A 15,364-nucleotide genomic window follows, 5' to 3' on the forward strand; every position below is an offset into this window, starting at 1 on the left:
GCACGGCCGTGCCGACGAGCCCGGGCGGCGGAAGCGGACATTCTTCTCCCTCGACGTGGGACCATGGTCCGATGGCGATCGACACCTCTCGCGGGGACCGCATCCAGAACAGCACGGGGTTCGAGAGAGCCGCCCGCGCAGGGCATCTCGTGAGCGGAGTGCTGCACCTCCTGATCGGATACATCGCGGTGCGGCTCGCCTTCGGACAGGGCGGCAACGCCGACCAGTCCGGCGCGCTGGGCGAGCTGGCCTCCAAGCCCGGCGGTGCCGTCATGCTGTGGATCGCCGTCGTCGCCTTCCTGGCCCTCGCCGCGTGGCGCATTCTCGAGGCGGTGGTGGGTAAGAAGACCGAGGCCGATTCCGGCAGTGCGACCGATCGACTCAAGGCCGGTGCACTCGCCGTCGTGTACCTCGCATTCGCCTGGTCCGCGCTGAACTTCGCTCGCGGTGCCGGGCAGTCGACGGGTCAGCAGAACGCCGGGCTCACCGCCCGCCTCATGGAGTCGACGATCGGCAAGGTCGTTCTCGTCGTGGCCGCGGCCGTCATCATCGGCGTCGGCGCTTATCACGTGTACAAGGGCATCTCCACGAAGTTCGAGAAGGACCTCGAGGGTCACGTCGGGCGTCCGGTCCGGGTCATCGGCGTGGTCGGATACACCGCCAAGGGCCTCGCCCTCGTCGGTGTCGGTGTCCTGGTGGCCGCCGCCGTGCTGACCGCGGATCCCGGCAAGGCGACGGGTCTCGACGGAGCCGTCAAGACCCTGGGGGCGCAGCCGTTCGGACAGATCCTGCTCGTCCTCGCCGGAGTCGGCATCGCCCTCTACGGCGTCTACGCCGTCGTGATGGCCCGGCACGCCCGGATGTGACGTCCCGTGGGACACGCCACGAACCGCACGGGCTGTTCACAGCCTTTTCGCAGACGGGTGGTGCACAATGCGGGGTATGAGTCTGGACCATTCCGCCGAAACCACCACAACACCCGTTACCGACGGTCAGTACCCATCGGTGCCCATGACGCCGCTCCGACCCGCGCCCGCCGCCTCGCAGCCGCGTGACGACGCCTACCCCGGCGTTCTCCGCACCCTCGCGATGTTCCTGTTCGCACGCTGACGTCCGCCTCGATCGCTGCGACGCACTTTCGTCCTGCGCGAAAGGTTGTGCACAATTACATTGTGCGCTATGTTAGTCCTCGTGAACGACGCGCTGACACTGGACAAGCAACTCTGCTTCGCCCTGTACTCGGCGTCGCGGGCCACCACCGCGGTCTACCGGCCCCTGCTGGACGACCTGGGCATCACCTACCCGCAGTACCTGGTGATGCTCGTGCTGTGGGAGCGGGACGGACTCAGCGTCTCGGAACTGGGCGATCGACTCGGCCTGGATTCCGGAACACTGTCCCCCCTGCTCAAGCGCATCGAGACACTGTCGCTCGTCACCCGCGAACGGTCAGCGGAGGACGAACGACGCGTCGAGATCCGGCTGACGGACACGGGCCGCGCCCTGCGTTCCGCGGCCGCGCACGTTCCCGAGTGCATCTTCACCGCGACCGGCCTCACCGAAGACGAGGCGACCACGCTGATCGCGCTCGTCCGCAAGACCACCGCGTCGCTTCGTTCCGCCTGACCCGTCCATCCCCACCACGAGAGGTTCACCCATGAAGACGCTGTACACCGCAGAGGCACTGGCCACCGGCGACGGACGCAACGGCCACGGCCGCACCACCGACGGCAAGGTCGACGTCGACCTCGCCGCCCCCACCGAGATGGGCGGCAGCGGCAACGGAACCAACCCGGAGCAGCTCTTCGCCGTCGGCTACGCCGCGTGCTACCACTCCGCTCTGCGCCTCGTCGCCGGCCAGCAGAAGGCCGACGTCACCGACTCCTCCGTCGGCGCGAAGGTCAGCATCGGCCCGAACGACGCCGGCGGCTTCGAGCTCGCCGTGGTCCTCGAGGTGACCCTCCCCAACCTCGATCACGACACGGCGCAGGCCCTCGCGGACAAGGCCCACGAGGTCTGCCCCTACAGCAATGCGACCCGCGGCAACATCGACGTGCAGATCACCGTCAGCGACGACTGACCGTTCAGATCGCGTAGGTGACGCCCGTGAGCTCGACCGACCTGGTCCAGAGCTCACGGGCTTTCGCCTCGTCACGCGAGGCCTTGTTCGATCCGACCTTCTTCGGGTGCCCGCTCAGCTCCTGGAACCCGTCCGGTCCGAAGTAGCCGCCGGACTGCAGCCCCGGTGCCGTCGCGGCGTAGAGCTCCGGCAGGCTTCCCATGTAGGCCGACTGGGCGAAGACCCGGCCGAGTGACATGAACGCGTCCTGCACAGTCTCCGTCCGCCCCATCAACTCGGTACTCGAGTAACCGGGATGCGCCGCCAGCGAGAGCACGGGTGACCCCGCCGCACGCAGTCGGCGATCCAGCTCGTACGCGAACAGCAGGTTCGACAGCTTCGACTGCCCGTAGGCACCCCACCGGCTGTAGCGACGCTTCTCGTAGTTGAGATCCGACAGCTTCAGTCCCGGTACCTGGTGCATGAAACTCGACATGGTGACCACGCGGTCGGTGATCCTGTCCAGCAGGAGGCCGGTCAGCGCGAAATGCCCGAGATGGTTCGTGCCGAACTGCATCTCGAAACCGTCGGCGGTCCGCTTCAGCGGCAGTGCCATGACGCCGGCGTTGTTGATCAGTACGTCCACGGTGGGCGTGTCGTCGGCGAACTCCCGCACCGAGCTCAGATCCGCGAGGTCGAGTCGACGCACCTCGGCGCGCTCACCGATCTCGTCCGCGATCGGCTTCGCCTTCTCCACGGTCCGGCAGGCCAGCACCACCGTCGCGCCCGCGCGACCGAGTGCCTTCGCGGCCTCGGCGCCGAGCCCGCTGTTGGCTCCCGTGACCACGAAGGTCCGGCCGGTCTGATCCGGTACGTCGGTCTCGACCCACTTGTGTGCAGACTTCTGTGCCATGCGCTTCCCCCCTGAGACTTCTCTCGGCCGCTCGCCGCGGCCGACCGCGTTCGAGGGTACCGGCGCACTACGCTCGATCCGGTGCCCGCACCGCTGCCGATCCGAGACGGTCTCAATCCGACGCGGATCCGCATGCCGGACGCGCCGGCAGAGCACAGGACCATAGTCGAGTACCTCGTCGCACGCTTTCCGCGCGATGCGGAGGCCCTGCGCGCGAAGGTGACGGACGGCGAGGTCGTCGATGCCGCAGGACGGCCCGTGCTGGTCGACACTCCCCTGGTCCCCCGCGCCGACGTCTACCTGTACCGGGATCCGCCCGTGGAACCCGAGGTGCCGTTCACCGCCCCGATCCTGTATCGAGACGATGCGATCGTGGTGGTGGACAAGCCGCACTTCCTGGCGACGACACCACGGGGGCGCTTCGTCGTGCAGACCGCCCTGACCCGGCTGCGACGCGAACTGGGAAACGACGCACTGTCCCCGGCGCACCGCCTCGATCGCCTCACCGCGGGCGTGCTCGTCTTCACCGCACGACAGGACGTCCGCCGCGCATATCAGGAGATGTTCCGGGAGCGCAGCATGGTCAAGGTCTACGAAGCGGTGGCCCCCGACTCGCCGATCTCGTTCCCGCACACCGTGAGCAGCCGCATCGTCAAGGACCGTGGATCACTGCAGGCGACCGAGGTGACGGGTGAGCCGAACAGCGAGACCGTGATCGAGAAGGTGCGCACGGTGGGCGACCTGGCGCTCTACCGCCTGCATCCACGCACGGGCAAGACCCATCAACTACGCGTGCACATGGCCTCTCTCGGCCTGCCCATAGTCGGCGACTCGCTGTATCCCGTGCCGCGCGAGGTCGCCGTCGACGACTACCGGGATCCACTGCGACTGCTGGCGCGGAGCATCGAGTTCACCGACCCGCTCACAGGCGCACCGCGGCACTTCGCGTCGCAGCGGACCCTCGCGCTGTCTCCACCGTGATCCGGTGCGAGATCGCGGCGAGCGTCAGCAGTCCGATCGCGAGGTTGGTCAGGGCGGCGAAGCCCGTCTCGGCGAAGTCGACGAGCGCACCGAGCAACGCGTAGATCAGGGCCGCCGACCGGAGTCGGTGCAGAGGCCAGAGGGACGCGGTGCGCCGCCGCGCGATCAGCGACGGGAGCCCGAGGGCGACCGTGACGCACGCCGTCACCCACAGGATGCCGCCCGAGATGGTCATCCGGTCGAGGGTGACATCGAGGTCGTCGCGTTCGATGACCAGACCGCCCGTGGCCAGTTGTGCGATGCCCGCCACGACCGTCGCGGACGCGGTGACCACCATGAGCCAGGACAACGCGATCGCCCAGCGCGTACTGGTCACGAACGACGCGACGGTGCGCGAGAACCACACCAGCCGACGCGTCGGCCGGGACGGTGCCGGAACGCACCGACTCAGCAGGGTGTCGATGCTCGCGACGAGCTCGGGGTCGGCTCCCGTCGTCCGCGCTCGGTCGAGCAGTTCGCGGGCCAGCTCCCGGCGCGATCCCGGTACCCCACCGACGAGTCCTTCCGACGCGATGGCGGCAGCGTTCGCGAGGCATTCCCGTGGCGTCGGTTCGCGGACGTCGCGGACGGTTCGTCCGAGCACCAGGACCAGAACCACCGTCACGTACATGATCTCGGCGGACGGGCCGTAGAAGTAGTCGTTGTCCTTCGTCACGAACTTCCCGACCTCGTCCAGGAACAGACCGAAGCCGACGCCGCCCAGCAGCACGGCCGACGAGCGCGCTCCGAAGCCGAGGAACAGCCATCCGACGACGAGCGCCGTCATCATCAGCGCACCGCCCCACAGTGCGTGGGCGATGTGCAGGCTTCCGCCGCCCACCTGCGGATAGTCGGTGAGTTCGAGGTAGGCGCGGGTGAGCAGGATGGTCGCGACCGCGGCGATGACGAACGACTCCACGGACGATGTCCCGTCGGCACTGCGCACGATCGGCGTCCGCACCCGCCGCGCACCCTCATCCCGCTGCATGATGGCCATCGTCGATCATGGTCATTCACAGGCCACTTTCGCGGTGGAATGCGACGGTACGCCCGGTAAAGTTCGTCCGATGAGACTCCTTCCCGCCACGCTCGCCGCTGCCGCCACCCTCGCCCTGATCCTGGGTGGATGCAGCTCCGAGGATCAGCAGTCCGCACAGGACACCGCGAACAACGCCGCGGAATCGGTGGGCGACGCAGCTCAGGGCGCACTCAGCTCTGCACAGTCGGCCGCACCCGGCATCCAGTCGAGCGCCGGCAGCCTGGCCGACGATGCCGGCAACGTGTTCGACGACGCCAAGCGCGCGACCTTCGTCGCCGCCTACAAGGCGCAGTTCTCCGCGCTCTCCGAGGGAAAGTCCGACGAGGACATCGAATCGCTGCTCGGCAGCATCTGCCAGCAGATCACCGACGGCAAGGAAAAGGACGCCGTGGTCACCGACATCCGGTCGCAGGCCACCAACAACGGCAACGAGCCCGGTGTCGACGAGGCCGGTCGCATCTACGACCAGGCGAAGGTCGCCTGCCCCTGACCGCACGAGCTCCGCGAGGTGCGCGGGCTGTCGGTGATCGGGGTTAGCGTGGCGATCGTTCCCCTTCGGAAGGATCTCATCGTGGCCACCCCCGACCTCTCGCGCACCACGCCCTGCTGCCAGGGCGTCGTTCCTCCCTACCTTCTGCAGCGCCTCGCGTCGGCCCCCGCGGAACGCAGTGCCCGCCTGGACACCGCCCCGTCCGTCGCGAGCCGCACGCTGGAACTCGACGACGAGATGCGGCGCCGACGCGACTCGACGCGGTCCACCGTGTCGCCCACCGCTCCCCGCGGCGCCGTCGCGGATCGGCTGCAGCGCACCATCGCCGACGCGAGGAACACGCAGACTCTGCCCGGCGACGTCGTGCGTACCGAGGGCGGCGAACCTGTCGGCGATCCGGCGGCGGACGAGAGCTACGACGGCCTCGGCGTCACCCACGCCCTGTTCGCCGAGGTCTACGGATGGTCCAGCCTCGATGGGCAGGGGCTGCCGCTCGACGCCACGGTGCACTACGGCGAGCAGTACGACAACGCGTTCTGGGACGGCACCCGCATGGTGTTCGGCGACGGTGACGGCGAGGTGTTCACCCGCTTCACCGTGTCGCTGTCCGTCATCGCGCACGAGTTGGCTCACGGTTTCACGCAGTACACCTCACAGCTCGAGTACGCCGGACAGTCCGGCGCCCTCAACGAGTCGGTGTCCGACGTGTTCGGCGTCCTCGCAGAACAGCGCTCGCGTGGGCAGAACGCCGAGGACGCGTCCTGGCTCGTCGGCGAGGGGCTCTTCCTCCCCGACGTGCAGGGCAGCGCCCTCCGCTCGATGCTGGCACCCGGTACCGCGTACGACGACGACGTCCTCGGCAAGGACCCCCAGCCCGCGGACATGGCGGGATACGTCGAGACCACCGAGGACAACGGCGGGGTGCACATCAACTCCGGCATCCCCAACCGCGCGTTCGCCGAGGCCGCCGTCGCGCTCGGCGGGCCGGCCTGGGATCGTCTCGGACAGGTCTGGTTCGACGCTCTCACGTCCGGCAGCCTGACGCCGACCGCCGATTTCGCCGCCTTCTCCGCGGCGACGGTCGCGGCCGCATCGGCGCGGTACGGAACCGGGTCCGACGTTCACCGCGCCGTGGTCGGCGGGTGGACTACCGTGGGCCTCGAGCCGGCCGGGACGGGATCCGCGTCCGATGCGGCGGACGAGGCGAGCAAGAGGACGTGACATGGTCATCGTGGTGGTACGCAGCGGCGGCGTGGCCGGGATGACCCGCCGCGGCAGCGTCGACACCACGGCCCTCGGCGACACGGCACCCGAGTGGGAGCAGCTGGTCACTCGCGCGCTCCCCCTGTTGAACGGCCTGCCCGAGTCGTCGTCCCTCGCTCGCGACACCTTCCGGTGGCGACTCGAGATCGGCGAGCACTCGTGCGAGACCGGCGATTCGGCACTCACCGGCCCGCTTCGCGAGCTGGCAGAGCGCACTCTGCGAGAGGGTCGCTCGCCGCGATGACGGCGGCCTCACGGCGTGCGAGGTTCGCGTTCCACCACGGGTCGCTCCCGGGCTCGTCGACGATGCAGTCGCGCAGCGTGGGCGGCAGGGTCGACACGGCGGGCACCGCGTCCGCCGACAGCGTGCCGAGATAGTCGACGTCGATCAGTCCGGTCCGCTCGTAGCGCTCGACTGCCCGCTCCGCGACCAGCGCATCGACGTTCACCACCGCCATCACCAGCACGCCCAGCGCCGCCGTGCCGACGATCACCGCGGGCAGTAGGCGCGCGGACCAGCGCGCACCGGCGACGATGACGGCGAGCACGACGACGCCCAACCACACCTCGACGGCCATGACCCCGACTCGCAGCCGAGTGAGACCGAACTGCTGCTCGTACAACGACATTCGGTACACCGCCGACCAGACGACCACCAGCGTCAGCACACACAGCGACCCGAAGGCGATGCGCGCGAGCACCCGGTCGCGCCGCACCTCGGCGTCGACCTTGCGTACCTGCACGGCGACCACGACGAGCACGCCGACTGTCACCGTGATCAGCTGCCAGAATCCCGATCGGGCGTGGTCCGCGAACGTCAGGTCGTCCGTCGTCATCACGTGGTCGTGTCCGCCGAACAACGTGGCTGCCTGCACCACGACGAACGCAGCGAACACGACGACGAGCGCGCAGACCGGCACCGCCCACTCCCACACCGGTCGTCGTCGACCAGCGCCGGGAGCGAGCGCATCGAGTGCCATCGCGTGACGCTTCGCGTGGGCGACACCCAGAATCCACAGCGCGACGCACAGAGCCACGACCGGCCCCAGCGGGTCGACGTCGACGGACACGGTCGGGATCACCGCGTCGACGAGCGAGGCGAAGCGATCGTCGGCACCCGCGAACAGCAGCGTGAACACGGTGACCAGCAGGGCCGTGCTCACCACGACGCGCAGCGTGCGTACCGCGGACCCCCGAGACGGGAGCGTCACCTGTGCGGCACCGGTTCCGAGCGAGCGGAGCACGGCTCCCTGCACCACGACGGGCACGATCGGCGCGAGCACCGTGGCGGTGAACGTCGTCGATCTCGTGGTCGACAGAGCCACACACCACACGGCCAGTCCGACGGACGACGCTGCGAGCCATCCCGAATCGCGGACGAACGGGACCACCAGCAGCGTGAACGCGGCGCCGATCCATGCCACGGACCAGCGCGACCGGTCCGGCAGTCGAGCGGCGAGGACGGCAGCGACGCCGACGGCGAGGTAGGCCACCGACGGCCGGTCGGTCAGTATCGCGCCGGCGACCACCCCGACCGCTGCGGCGGAACCCACGGCCCAGCGACGCGGAGACTCGGTGACGGTGCGGACCGGCGACTGCGCCGCCGGATCGGGAAGAAGGTCGGTGGTCATCGTGAACCTCTTTCGGGCAGGGGTGATCGCGCGAGCACCGGATGCGGTGTCACGTGCCGAGTGCGGACGGTGGGGGTCAGACGGGAAGAGTGAGCCGGAAGCAACACCCGGCGCCGACGTCGACCACATCGAGTGTGCCGCCGTGCAACTCGGCGGCCCATCGAGCGATGGCGAGCCCGATGCCGGTGCCGCCGTCGGTCGACCCGCCGCGGACGAACCGGTCGAACACCCGAGCGCGATCGGCCGGCGCGATCCCGTCGCCCTCGTCGACCACGTCGATGCGCACCGTGTCGTCACCCACCACGGCCGACACGGCCACTGCACCGTCGGGCGGACCATGGCGCACGGCGTTCTCGACCAGATTGGCCATCACCTGCCGTACCCGTTCCTCGTCGGCGGTCACCGTCGCACCGGGAGGCTCGACCGACACCGAGAACCGGGTCGCCGTGCTCTGGGTGACCACGCTGGTCAGGAACTGACGGAGGTCGAACGTGCTGCGCGACAGACCGAGTGCGCCACCCTCGAGCTTCGAGAGATCCAGGAGGTCGTCGACGAGCCGAGCCAGACGTTCGGTCTGCTCGAGGGCGACTCCCACCGTCGCCGGGGTCGCCTCCTGCACCCCGTCGGCGATGTTCTCGAGCACGGCCTGCAGCGACGCGATCGGTGTCCGGAGTTCGTGCGAGACGTTGCCGATCAGCTCCCGACGGTAGCGGTCGGCCTCTGCGAGGTCTGCCGACATCGTGTTGAACGCGACGGCCAACTGGCCGATCTCGTCCCGCGACGTGGCACGAACCCGGTGCGTGTAGTCCCCGTTCGCCATCGCTCGCGAGGCTGCGGTCATCTCGCGCAGCGGCGAGGTCATCCCGTGCGCGACGATCTGCGTGACCACCAGAGCCACGACGAGTGCGAGCAGCAGCGCGTACCGGAACGGCTGCTGCGCCGCGAGCCAGAAGGTGCCCGACGCCGCGAACAGCGCGATCACCACCACCAGGCCGGTCTTGACCTTGAACGAGCGCAGCGAGTCGAGAGGGCGGATCATCCGCGTGCCCGGAACGCGTACCCGACGCCGTGGACGGTGCGCACGACGTCGGACCCCAGCTTGCGCCGCAACGCCTTGACGTGGCTGTCGACCGTGCGGGACGGCACGGACGTCATGGAGTCGTCGCGCGACCACCCCCACACGTCCGACAGCAGTCGATCTCGCGCGTAGGCCGCGCCCGGCCGCCGAGCGAGGAACAGCAGGAGATCGAACTCCGTGCGTGTCAGGTGGACCTCGTCGCCGTCACGGAAGACCCGCCGCGCGCGCTCGTCGACCCGGACGTCGTCGAACTCGTGCACGACGGTCGGCGACGGCGCGGGATGGCGTTCCACCCGGCGCAGCAGTGCGTGCACGCGGGCCACCAGGGTGCGCATCGAGAACGGCTTGGACATGTAGTCGTCCGCACCCACCCCGAGGCCCACCAGCTGGTCCGTCTCGTCCGACCGCGCCGTGAGCATGAGGACGGCGACGGCGCCCTCGGGGCGGGACTGGATGCGTCGGCACACCTCGAGACCGTCGAACCCGGGCAGCATCACGTCGAGGACCACCAGGTCGGGGTTCGTGCGGGCCACCGTCTCCACGGCGGCCGGTCCGGTAGACGCGAGGTCGACGTCGAAGCCCTCGGACCGCAGCCGTGCCGCGATCGCGTCGGCCAGAGCCCGTTCGTCCTCGACCACCAGAATTCGTCGTCGATCCATGAAACAGACCGTAACGGCATCATGTGCGGGTCTCGGGGACACGTTGTGAAGATTCCGTGGAGATCGCTCCGGCCCACGAACCGGACGCCGCGTCAGCCGAGCAGCCGCGCCACCTCGGCGGCCGCGCGACCACCCGACACCAGAGCACCCTGGATCGACGGGGTGTCGCGATGGTCGCCGGCGAGCAGCACGCGGTCACCGACCTGCAGCGATCGCCGGAGCGACGTCCCGGGTGCCTGGACCGGGAGCGCACGCCGCACGTCGTGACGCACGATCACCCGCCACGACGCGGTGGACCGACCCCACAGCCGATCGAGAACGGTGCGCACGACGGACTCCTCGGCGGGACCGGCGTCGTCCAGCAGCGTGGTCGCCTGCACCAGGGTCTTCCCGGTCGGCGCGTATCCCGGTGCGATGGAGCTCATCTCGGCGGTGTTGACCACCACGCCGCCCGTCCCCGAGATGCGGAGGAACTCGTCGGATTCCGCGGCGTCGGCCTCGAACCACCACGTCGACAACCCGCGCATGGGAGAGGTCCGGGTGTCCGTCAGCTCGTTCGCGCCTCGGGCGTCCGTCGCCACCACCACCGCGCGGGCCTGCAGCACCGACCCGTCGGCGATCCGCACGGCGGGTGCCGCGCCGTCGGTGACCTGCTCGACGCGCGAGGAGTACGCGATGTCGACCCCGGCATCGCGGGCGAGCTGCTCGGGGAACGCCTGCATTCCGCGGTTCGGCACACCGGGTGTCGCGAGAAGAAAGCTGCGGAGCACGAGCCGAACGTAGCGGTCCGACGTGTCTCCCACGCCGTCGGCGAGGACCCCGCTGAGAAACGGAGCCAGCAGTGCGGAGCGCAGCGGACCGCGGAGGCCGACGCGGTCCCAGTCGTCGGCGAGTGCAGCGTCGGGGGACGCGGCCAGGCGGCGCACCGGTCCGACAGCGGGCAACGCCCACCGCGCGGCGCCGACGACGGCGCCCGGGTGCAGCAGGCCCAGGCGAGCCGCGGACCGCACCGTCCCGAGCAGCAGGCCCGGGTGCCGTGTCGGGTCGGCGACCGTGTGCGCTCGCCCCGAGTCGTCGACGATCCGCACACCGCGACCGGCGACCCGCAGATCGAGCGCGGACACGTCGACATGACGCTTCACGGCCGGGTAGGAGGGGTTGAGGAGCTGGAAGCCTCGGTCACAGCGGAAGCCGTCCACGACGTCGGTGCGGATCCGTCCCCCCGGGGCGTCGCTCGCCTCCACGACCCGCACCGTGAATCCACGTCGGCGCAGCGCTCCGGCGCACCGGAGACCGGCGATACCCGCCCCCACCACGATCACGTCAGCATCGATGTCAGTCATGCCCTATCGATACCACCCGGGCCTCGGCGACCTCGGACGACGGGTCCGGAAACGAGAAGAACCACCTGCGCGGGCAGGTGGTTCCAGTCTGTGTTCATTCTCGGTGGCCAGAGCCGGGATCGAACCGGCGACCTTCCGCTTTTCAGGCGGACGCTCGTACCGACTGAGCTACCTGGCCGTGGGCACCCTCGCGGGTACCGGTGATGCTGTCCTACTCGGTGCTGACGATCATCGCATCACTGAGGTATTGCGACCTCTGAGGTGTTGCGACCCTGACGGGACTCGAACCCGCGACCTCCGCCGTGACAGGGCGGCGCGCTAACCAACTGCGCCACAGGGCCATGCTGTGAAGCATGTACTGCGTGGAAGACCCTACTGCATCTTCGTCCTACTTCTCACCACTCCCGCTCCAGCGTTGTCACTCGCTGAAACGTACCCCCTACGGGATTCGAACCCGCGCTACCGCCTTGAAAGGGCGGCGTCCTAGGCCGCTAAACGAAGGGGGCCCGTCGAATCGCTCCGACCGTACCCCAACGGCGTTCCGTTGGGAGCTTGGATAGCTTAGGACACCGCTTCGGAATTTCACAAATCCGCAGGTGAGGCTATGTTTCGATGCTCACGGCGTCGACTCGGGGCCACCCGTTGACGCGCCACTTGTCGAGCCATTCCCGCGACGCCATCGCCATCAGGAGAACCTCGAGGGACTCCTCGAACAGCACCACCAGGTCGGTGTCCTCGGCAGTCAGATCGGCCATGTACCGCTGGCCGGCGAGCGAGGTCACCAGCACGCGGGTGAACATGCGCGGATCGATGTCGGGGCGCAGCAGACCGGTCTCGTGCGCCTCGGCCGCGAGCTTGTGTGCGGTGCGACCCCACACGGCGCCCGCTCCCTCGCGGATGCTCGCGTGGAACTCGGGCTCGACGACGAGACGGAACTCCGCACGCACGACGACGTTCTCGTCGAAGGACCGGGCGAGCTGGAAGATGAGGTTGTGCAGCCACTCGAGGGCGTCGACGCCGTCCGGGCGCTCCACGTCCATGATCGTGACGTACTTCTCCATCGCGGTCTGCAGAACGGCGCGAGCCAGTTCTTCCTTCGAGCTGAAGTGGAAGTACATCGCACCCTTGGTGGCGCGTGATCCCTCGAGAATCGTGTTGACCGACGCCGCGGTGTACCCACGCTTGCTGAACTCGTACGCGGCTGCCTCGACGATCGCGGCCCGGGTGCGTCGAGCACGTTCCTGCTGTGCCATTGCGCTGCTGCCTCCGAAATTGAACACCCTGAAGGGCCCTGATACTGAGTGAAGGGTAGCCGACAAACCTGAGAATCCCCTCGGACGTGGCCGCAAACATCGAGCTCGAGCGGGTTCGTCCGGCGTGTTCGGACGGCCCCACCAGCGTGTCGTGCGTTCCGATGACCGGTTTGTCGGATATATGCCCGGCCCGCGTCCGAATGTCGACCGGCGAGAATGGTGATGATTCATAGCGAATAGGTGAATGGTGAATGCGTCACTCCCGACGCGAGGCCAGGTCGTGAGCGTCCGCCCGGGGTCCATTACACTCGTCGAGCACTGCCCCTATAGCTCAGTTGGTAGAGCTACGGACTTTTAATCCGCAGGTCGTAGGTTCGAGCCCTACTGGGGGCACAACGTCTTTCCCCACACCCGTCGACGCTCAGGAATTCTGGCTCAGCCGGGCCCCGATGCTCTGATGGAGTGAGCGCAACGCGTTCTGACCCAGCGCCACGGTCTCCGACTCGATGTGGCGGAGCAGATGAGCGTCGCTCACCACTTTCTCGGACGACTGGATCAGGACCGTTCCCGCACCGGTGAAGTCGAACTGCCGCTCCTCCCCCGTCTGTGCTCCGAGGAGCATCCCCTGCGCCGCCCCCAGGAAGCTCTGCATCCACTGCGCGTCGAAGTGGTGGGACGGAGCGGGGCAGTCGGCCCAGCCGACGAGTGCCTGCGGATCCACTCGAACGGGCGGTTCGGCGAACACGACCGCACCGTTGGACGAGGCGAGGAACTTCCCGGTGCCGAGCAGCGTGAGAAAACCGGGCACGATGGACTGCTTCAGCTCGAGGCCGGGTTCGAAGGCCAGCAGGTTCGACGCCCGGATGGTCAGGTTGCCGTCGTCGAGATCGAACGAGTTGATGTCGAAGCCGCGATCGCCGAGCAGCACCTTGCCGTGTCCGCTCGCGAGCACCCAGTCGTTCGCGTACAGCGGCGACGAGAAGCGTGAGGCCACGACGGCCGCCATCGACGTCCGCCCGAGAGGCTCGAACTGCACCGACCCGTAGTAGGCGATCATCGCGCCCTTCGCCGTGAACCACGGCTGTCCCGCGAGTTCGATGCAGAAGGCGTAGTCGTTTCCCGGCACGTTGTCGTTCACCGGCAGGGTGTGGGGGTTGTGCACGACGTCGGTCATGTCCGATCCCTCTCGTCAGAACTTCTGCTCGGACGCCTGGACCCACACGGTCCCTGCGCCGCCGATCGCGAGTTGCACGGCTTCACCCGAACCGCGGCCGACGGCGTCACGCCACCCGACGTTCGCCGAGATGTCGACGGTGAGAGTGCCGCGGTGACACACGTACGCCTGCGGATCGACCACCACCTGCGGCCGGTGCGGACCCACCTCGATCTCGACCGTCCCACCGTGGGCCAGCACGGCCACCTGCCCACGTCCGGCGACCTGTGTCGTGAACATGCCCTGCCCGGTCATCGCCCCGCGCACCGCGCCGCGGACCCCTCCCTGCTGCGTCAGGGGTACGACCGATGTCGAGAGTGCGCCACTGTGTGCGAGCAACCGTGACGCCTCGACCGAGAGGACACCGGTCCCGTCGAGATCGATGACGGACACGTGCAACCCGGCGTGGCCGTAGTGCACGGTGCCGGACCCCTCGGCGGCCATCATGGCGACGTGCTCGCCCGACATCATCCGGCCGGCCATACCCGCGACGGCACCCATCCCCGGCATGCCGCCCGCGCCGCCGATCGTGTGCGGGACGAAGCGGACGTCGCCCTGGTGGAACAACATGGATCCACGGCGCGCGAGCGTGGGCGAGCCCAGGGCGACGGTCGATTTCACGACCTTGCTGTTGACGAGTTCCAACATGTCAGCGCTCCTGCGGCTGGATGTAGACGACACCGGTGCCGTCGAAGCGGAGGGAGAAGGCCTCGCCGCTCCCGCCACCGACGGCCGACCGCCACGTGACGTCGGTGACGAAGCTCTGTGTCACCTGACCTCGGTGCGCGACGAAGGCGTCCGGATCGACCACCAACGGGTATTGCGGCGACACCTCGAGCGCGATGAGCGGTCCGCCCGCGGACAGCAGTCCCACCTCGCCCTGTCCACTGACGACCGTCGTGAACAGGCCCTGCCCGGACGAGGCGCCGCGGAGCCCGGCGAAGGCCACATCGGACCGCAGCCCGCCGGACAGAGCGAGCAACTGCGACGATTCGACGTGGAGTGCGTCACCCGCCAACGGCACGACGACGACGTGCTGCGCGTCGACCGCGAGCCGCACCGTTCCCTGCCCCGCCATCTCCATCAGGGACAGCGACTCGCCGGTGACCTTCTGCTTGAGAGCGGCGCGCAGTCCACCGCCACCGCCCATCCCGGCGTTCCGGAAGGTCACCTGGCCCTCGTACGCGATCATCGATCCGGTGACCGCCCGCACGCTGTCCCCGTGCAGGTCGACGACCAGAACGCGGTGTCCCTCGGTTCTCAGTTGCGCCACGGCAGACAGAATGGCAGACAACGGTCGTCGCCACAGTGGCTCCGGTGATCTGTCCCCTGCCAGCGACTCCGAGTGACGCACAGTACATCGAGTTCGTTTCTCGCAGAAGTCACAACACCTGTACCCCGTACCC

At 68.7% G+C, this 15,364-nt stretch carries 17 protein-coding genes and 4 tRNA genes; 8 read left to right on the forward strand and 13 right to left on the reverse strand.

What is annotated here, in order from left to right:
* The first annotated feature begins 71 nt into the window (after nt 1-71).
* The 3 genes from HQ306_RS04480 to HQ306_RS04490 all read left to right on the forward strand — a co-directional run bounded on the left by HQ306_RS04480 (nt 72) and on the right by HQ306_RS04490 (nt 2,077).
* Nucleotides 72-866 carry a DUF1206 domain-containing protein gene (locus HQ306_RS04480; protein WP_222627811.1) on the forward strand — a complete coding sequence of 265 codons (795 nt, stop codon included), beginning with the start codon at nt 72-74 and terminating at the stop codon, nt 864-866.
* 313 nt (nt 867-1,179) lie between these two features.
* The gene (locus HQ306_RS04485) at nt 1,180-1,623 is read left to right on the forward strand and encodes a MarR family winged helix-turn-helix transcriptional regulator (RefSeq protein ID WP_222627813.1); all 444 of its coding nucleotides are present in this window, start codon (nt 1,180-1,182) and stop codon (nt 1,621-1,623) included.
* A 31-nt stretch (nt 1,624-1,654) separates the two neighbouring features.
* On the forward strand, nt 1,655-2,077 hold the full coding sequence (locus HQ306_RS04490; protein WP_027504250.1) for an organic hydroperoxide resistance protein: 423 nt from the start codon (nt 1,655-1,657) through the stop codon (nt 2,075-2,077).
* A 4-nt stretch (nt 2,078-2,081) separates the two neighbouring features.
* Here HQ306_RS04490 and HQ306_RS04495 read toward each other — a convergent pair whose 3' ends face one another.
* Entirely contained in the window at nt 2,082-2,969 is an 888-nt protein-coding gene (locus HQ306_RS04495) for an oxidoreductase (protein ID WP_222627815.1), read from the reverse strand.
* A 132-nt stretch (nt 2,970-3,101) separates the two neighbouring features.
* Here HQ306_RS04495 and HQ306_RS04500 point away from each other — a divergent pair, with 132 nt between their 5' ends.
* On the forward strand, nt 3,102-3,950 hold the full coding sequence (locus tag HQ306_RS04500; RefSeq protein ID WP_222629169.1) for a pseudouridine synthase: 849 nt from the start codon (nt 3,102-3,104) through the stop codon (nt 3,948-3,950).
* Here the strand turns inward: HQ306_RS04500 and HQ306_RS04505 are convergent.
* Nucleotides 3,892-4,977, reverse strand: a complete 1,086-nt coding sequence (locus HQ306_RS04505; RefSeq protein WP_222627817.1) for a hypothetical protein — start codon at nt 4,975-4,977, stop codon at nt 3,892-3,894. The two genes, HQ306_RS04500 and HQ306_RS04505, sit on opposite strands and share 59 nt — an antisense overlap.
* Before the next feature lie 79 nt (nt 4,978-5,056).
* Here HQ306_RS04505 and HQ306_RS04510 point away from each other — a divergent pair, with 79 nt between their 5' ends.
* The 3 genes from HQ306_RS04510 (at nt 5,057) to HQ306_RS04520 (ending at nt 7,025) form a co-directional block, all read left to right on the forward strand.
* Nucleotides 5,057-5,518 carry a hypothetical protein gene (locus HQ306_RS04510; RefSeq protein ID WP_222627818.1) on the forward strand — a complete coding sequence of 154 codons (462 nt, stop codon included), beginning with the start codon at nt 5,057-5,059 and terminating at the stop codon, nt 5,516-5,518.
* Nucleotides 5,519-5,599: 81 nt separating this feature from the next.
* Nucleotides 5,600-6,739, forward strand: coding sequence for a M4 family metallopeptidase (locus HQ306_RS04515; protein ID WP_307109246.1), 1,140 nt, complete (start codon nt 5,600-5,602; stop codon nt 6,737-6,739).
* A gap of 1 nt (nt 6,740) precedes the next feature.
* Entirely contained in the window at nt 6,741-7,025 is a 285-nt protein-coding gene (locus tag HQ306_RS04520) for a protealysin inhibitor emfourin (protein ID WP_027504254.1), read from the forward strand.
* On the opposite strand, the gene HQ306_RS04525 is transcribed toward HQ306_RS04520, so the two are convergent.
* The 8 genes from HQ306_RS04525 to HQ306_RS04560 all read right to left on the reverse strand — a co-directional run bounded on the left by HQ306_RS04525 (nt 6,964) and on the right by HQ306_RS04560 (nt 12,745).
* On the reverse strand, nt 6,964-8,412 hold the full coding sequence (locus tag HQ306_RS04525; protein ID WP_222627820.1) for a DUF4153 domain-containing protein: 1,449 nt from the start codon (nt 8,410-8,412) through the stop codon (nt 6,964-6,966). The genes HQ306_RS04520 and HQ306_RS04525 overlap by 62 nt on opposite strands.
* Before the next feature lie 76 nt (nt 8,413-8,488).
* Nucleotides 8,489-9,451 (reverse strand): HAMP domain-containing sensor histidine kinase, encoded by a 963-nt coding sequence (locus HQ306_RS04530; RefSeq protein WP_027504255.1) that lies wholly within the window; start codon nt 9,449-9,451, stop codon nt 8,489-8,491.
* Nucleotides 9,448-10,149 (reverse strand): response regulator transcription factor, encoded by a 702-nt coding sequence (locus HQ306_RS04535; RefSeq protein WP_222627822.1) that lies wholly within the window; start codon nt 10,147-10,149, stop codon nt 9,448-9,450. The genes HQ306_RS04530 and HQ306_RS04535 overlap by 4 nt, the downstream gene beginning before the upstream one ends.
* A 92-nt stretch (nt 10,150-10,241) precedes the next feature.
* Nucleotides 10,242-11,492: an FAD-dependent oxidoreductase gene (locus HQ306_RS04540; RefSeq protein WP_222627824.1), complete on the reverse strand. Its 1,251-nt coding sequence runs from the start codon at nt 11,490-11,492 to the stop codon at nt 10,242-10,244.
* Nucleotides 11,493-11,596: 104 nt separating this feature from the next.
* Nucleotides 11,597-11,670: transfer RNA gene (locus HQ306_RS04545), tRNA-Phe, on the reverse strand.
* 89 nt (nt 11,671-11,759) lie between these two features.
* Nucleotides 11,760-11,833: transfer RNA gene (locus HQ306_RS04550), tRNA-Asp, on the reverse strand.
* A gap of 92 nt (nt 11,834-11,925) precedes the next feature.
* Nucleotides 11,926-11,998 (reverse strand) — tRNA-Glu (locus HQ306_RS04555).
* Nucleotides 11,999-12,094: 96 nt separating this feature from the next.
* Entirely contained in the window at nt 12,095-12,745 is a 651-nt protein-coding gene (locus tag HQ306_RS04560) for a ScbR family autoregulator-binding transcription factor (RefSeq protein ID WP_222627826.1), read from the reverse strand.
* Nucleotides 12,746-13,065: 320 nt separating this feature from the next.
* Between HQ306_RS04560 and HQ306_RS04565 the strand changes: the two genes are divergently transcribed.
* Nucleotides 13,066-13,138: transfer RNA gene (locus HQ306_RS04565), tRNA-Lys, on the forward strand.
* A 28-nt stretch (nt 13,139-13,166) separates the two neighbouring features.
* On the opposite strand, the gene HQ306_RS04570 is transcribed toward HQ306_RS04565, so the two are convergent.
* Genes HQ306_RS04570 through HQ306_RS04580 form a run of 3 tightly spaced genes read right to left on the reverse strand, consistent with a single transcriptional unit; the run spans nt 13,167 to nt 15,222 of the window.
* Complete coding sequence (locus HQ306_RS04570) at nt 13,167-13,919, reverse strand: AIM24 family protein (RefSeq protein WP_027504259.1); 753 nt, start codon at nt 13,917-13,919, stop codon at nt 13,167-13,169.
* Nucleotides 13,920-13,934: 15 nt separating this feature from the next.
* Nucleotides 13,935-14,606 (reverse strand): AIM24 family protein, encoded by a 672-nt coding sequence (locus HQ306_RS04575; protein WP_222627828.1) that lies wholly within the window; start codon nt 14,604-14,606, stop codon nt 13,935-13,937.
* Between the two features lies 1 nt (nt 14,607).
* Entirely contained in the window at nt 14,608-15,222 is a 615-nt protein-coding gene (locus HQ306_RS04580) for an AIM24 family protein (protein WP_373428398.1), read from the reverse strand.
* Between the last annotated feature and the right edge of the window lie 142 nt (nt 15,223-15,364).

The organism is Rhodococcus sp. BP-160, assembly GCF_019836205.1.
Taxonomy (GTDB): Bacteria; Actinomycetota; Actinomycetes; order Mycobacteriales; family Mycobacteriaceae; genus Rhodococcoides.

Coding starts and splice junctions, on each gene's coding strand:
- HQ306_RS04505 (WP_222627817.1), bottom strand. CDS start 4,977: ATGCAGCGGGATGAGGGTGCGCGGCGGGTGCGGACGCCGATCGTGCGC.
- HQ306_RS04575 (WP_222627828.1), bottom strand. CDS start 14,606: ATGTTGGAACTCGTCAACAGCAAGGTCGTGAAATCGACCGTCGCCCTG.
- HQ306_RS04560 (WP_222627826.1), bottom strand. CDS start 12,745: ATGGCACAGCAGGAACGTGCTCGACGCACCCGGGCCGCGATCGTCGAG.
- HQ306_RS04570 (WP_027504259.1), bottom strand. CDS start 13,919: ATGACCGACGTCGTGCACAACCCCCACACCCTGCCGGTGAACGACAAC.
- HQ306_RS04530 (WP_027504255.1), bottom strand. CDS start 9,451: ATGATCCGCCCTCTCGACTCGCTGCGCTCGTTCAAGGTCAAGACCGGC.
- HQ306_RS04485 (WP_222627813.1), top strand. CDS start 1,180: ATGTTAGTCCTCGTGAACGACGCGCTGACACTGGACAAGCAACTCTGC.
- HQ306_RS04525 (WP_222627820.1), bottom strand. CDS start 8,412: ATGACCACCGACCTTCTTCCCGATCCGGCGGCGCAGTCGCCGGTCCGC.
- HQ306_RS04540 (WP_222627824.1), bottom strand. CDS start 11,492: ATGACTGACATCGATGCTGACGTGATCGTGGTGGGGGCGGGTATCGCC.
- HQ306_RS04490 (WP_027504250.1), top strand. CDS start 1,655: ATGAAGACGCTGTACACCGCAGAGGCACTGGCCACCGGCGACGGACGC.
- HQ306_RS04535 (WP_222627822.1), bottom strand. CDS start 10,149: ATGGATCGACGACGAATTCTGGTGGTCGAGGACGAACGGGCTCTGGCC.
- HQ306_RS04510 (WP_222627818.1), top strand. CDS start 5,057: ATGAGACTCCTTCCCGCCACGCTCGCCGCTGCCGCCACCCTCGCCCTG.
- HQ306_RS04500 (WP_222629169.1), top strand. CDS start 3,102: ATGCCGGACGCGCCGGCAGAGCACAGGACCATAGTCGAGTACCTCGTC.
- HQ306_RS04480 (WP_222627811.1), top strand. CDS start 72: ATGGCGATCGACACCTCTCGCGGGGACCGCATCCAGAACAGCACGGGG.
- HQ306_RS04495 (WP_222627815.1), bottom strand. CDS start 2,969: ATGGCACAGAAGTCTGCACACAAGTGGGTCGAGACCGACGTACCGGAT.
- HQ306_RS04520 (WP_027504254.1), top strand. CDS start 6,741: ATGGTCATCGTGGTGGTACGCAGCGGCGGCGTGGCCGGGATGACCCGC.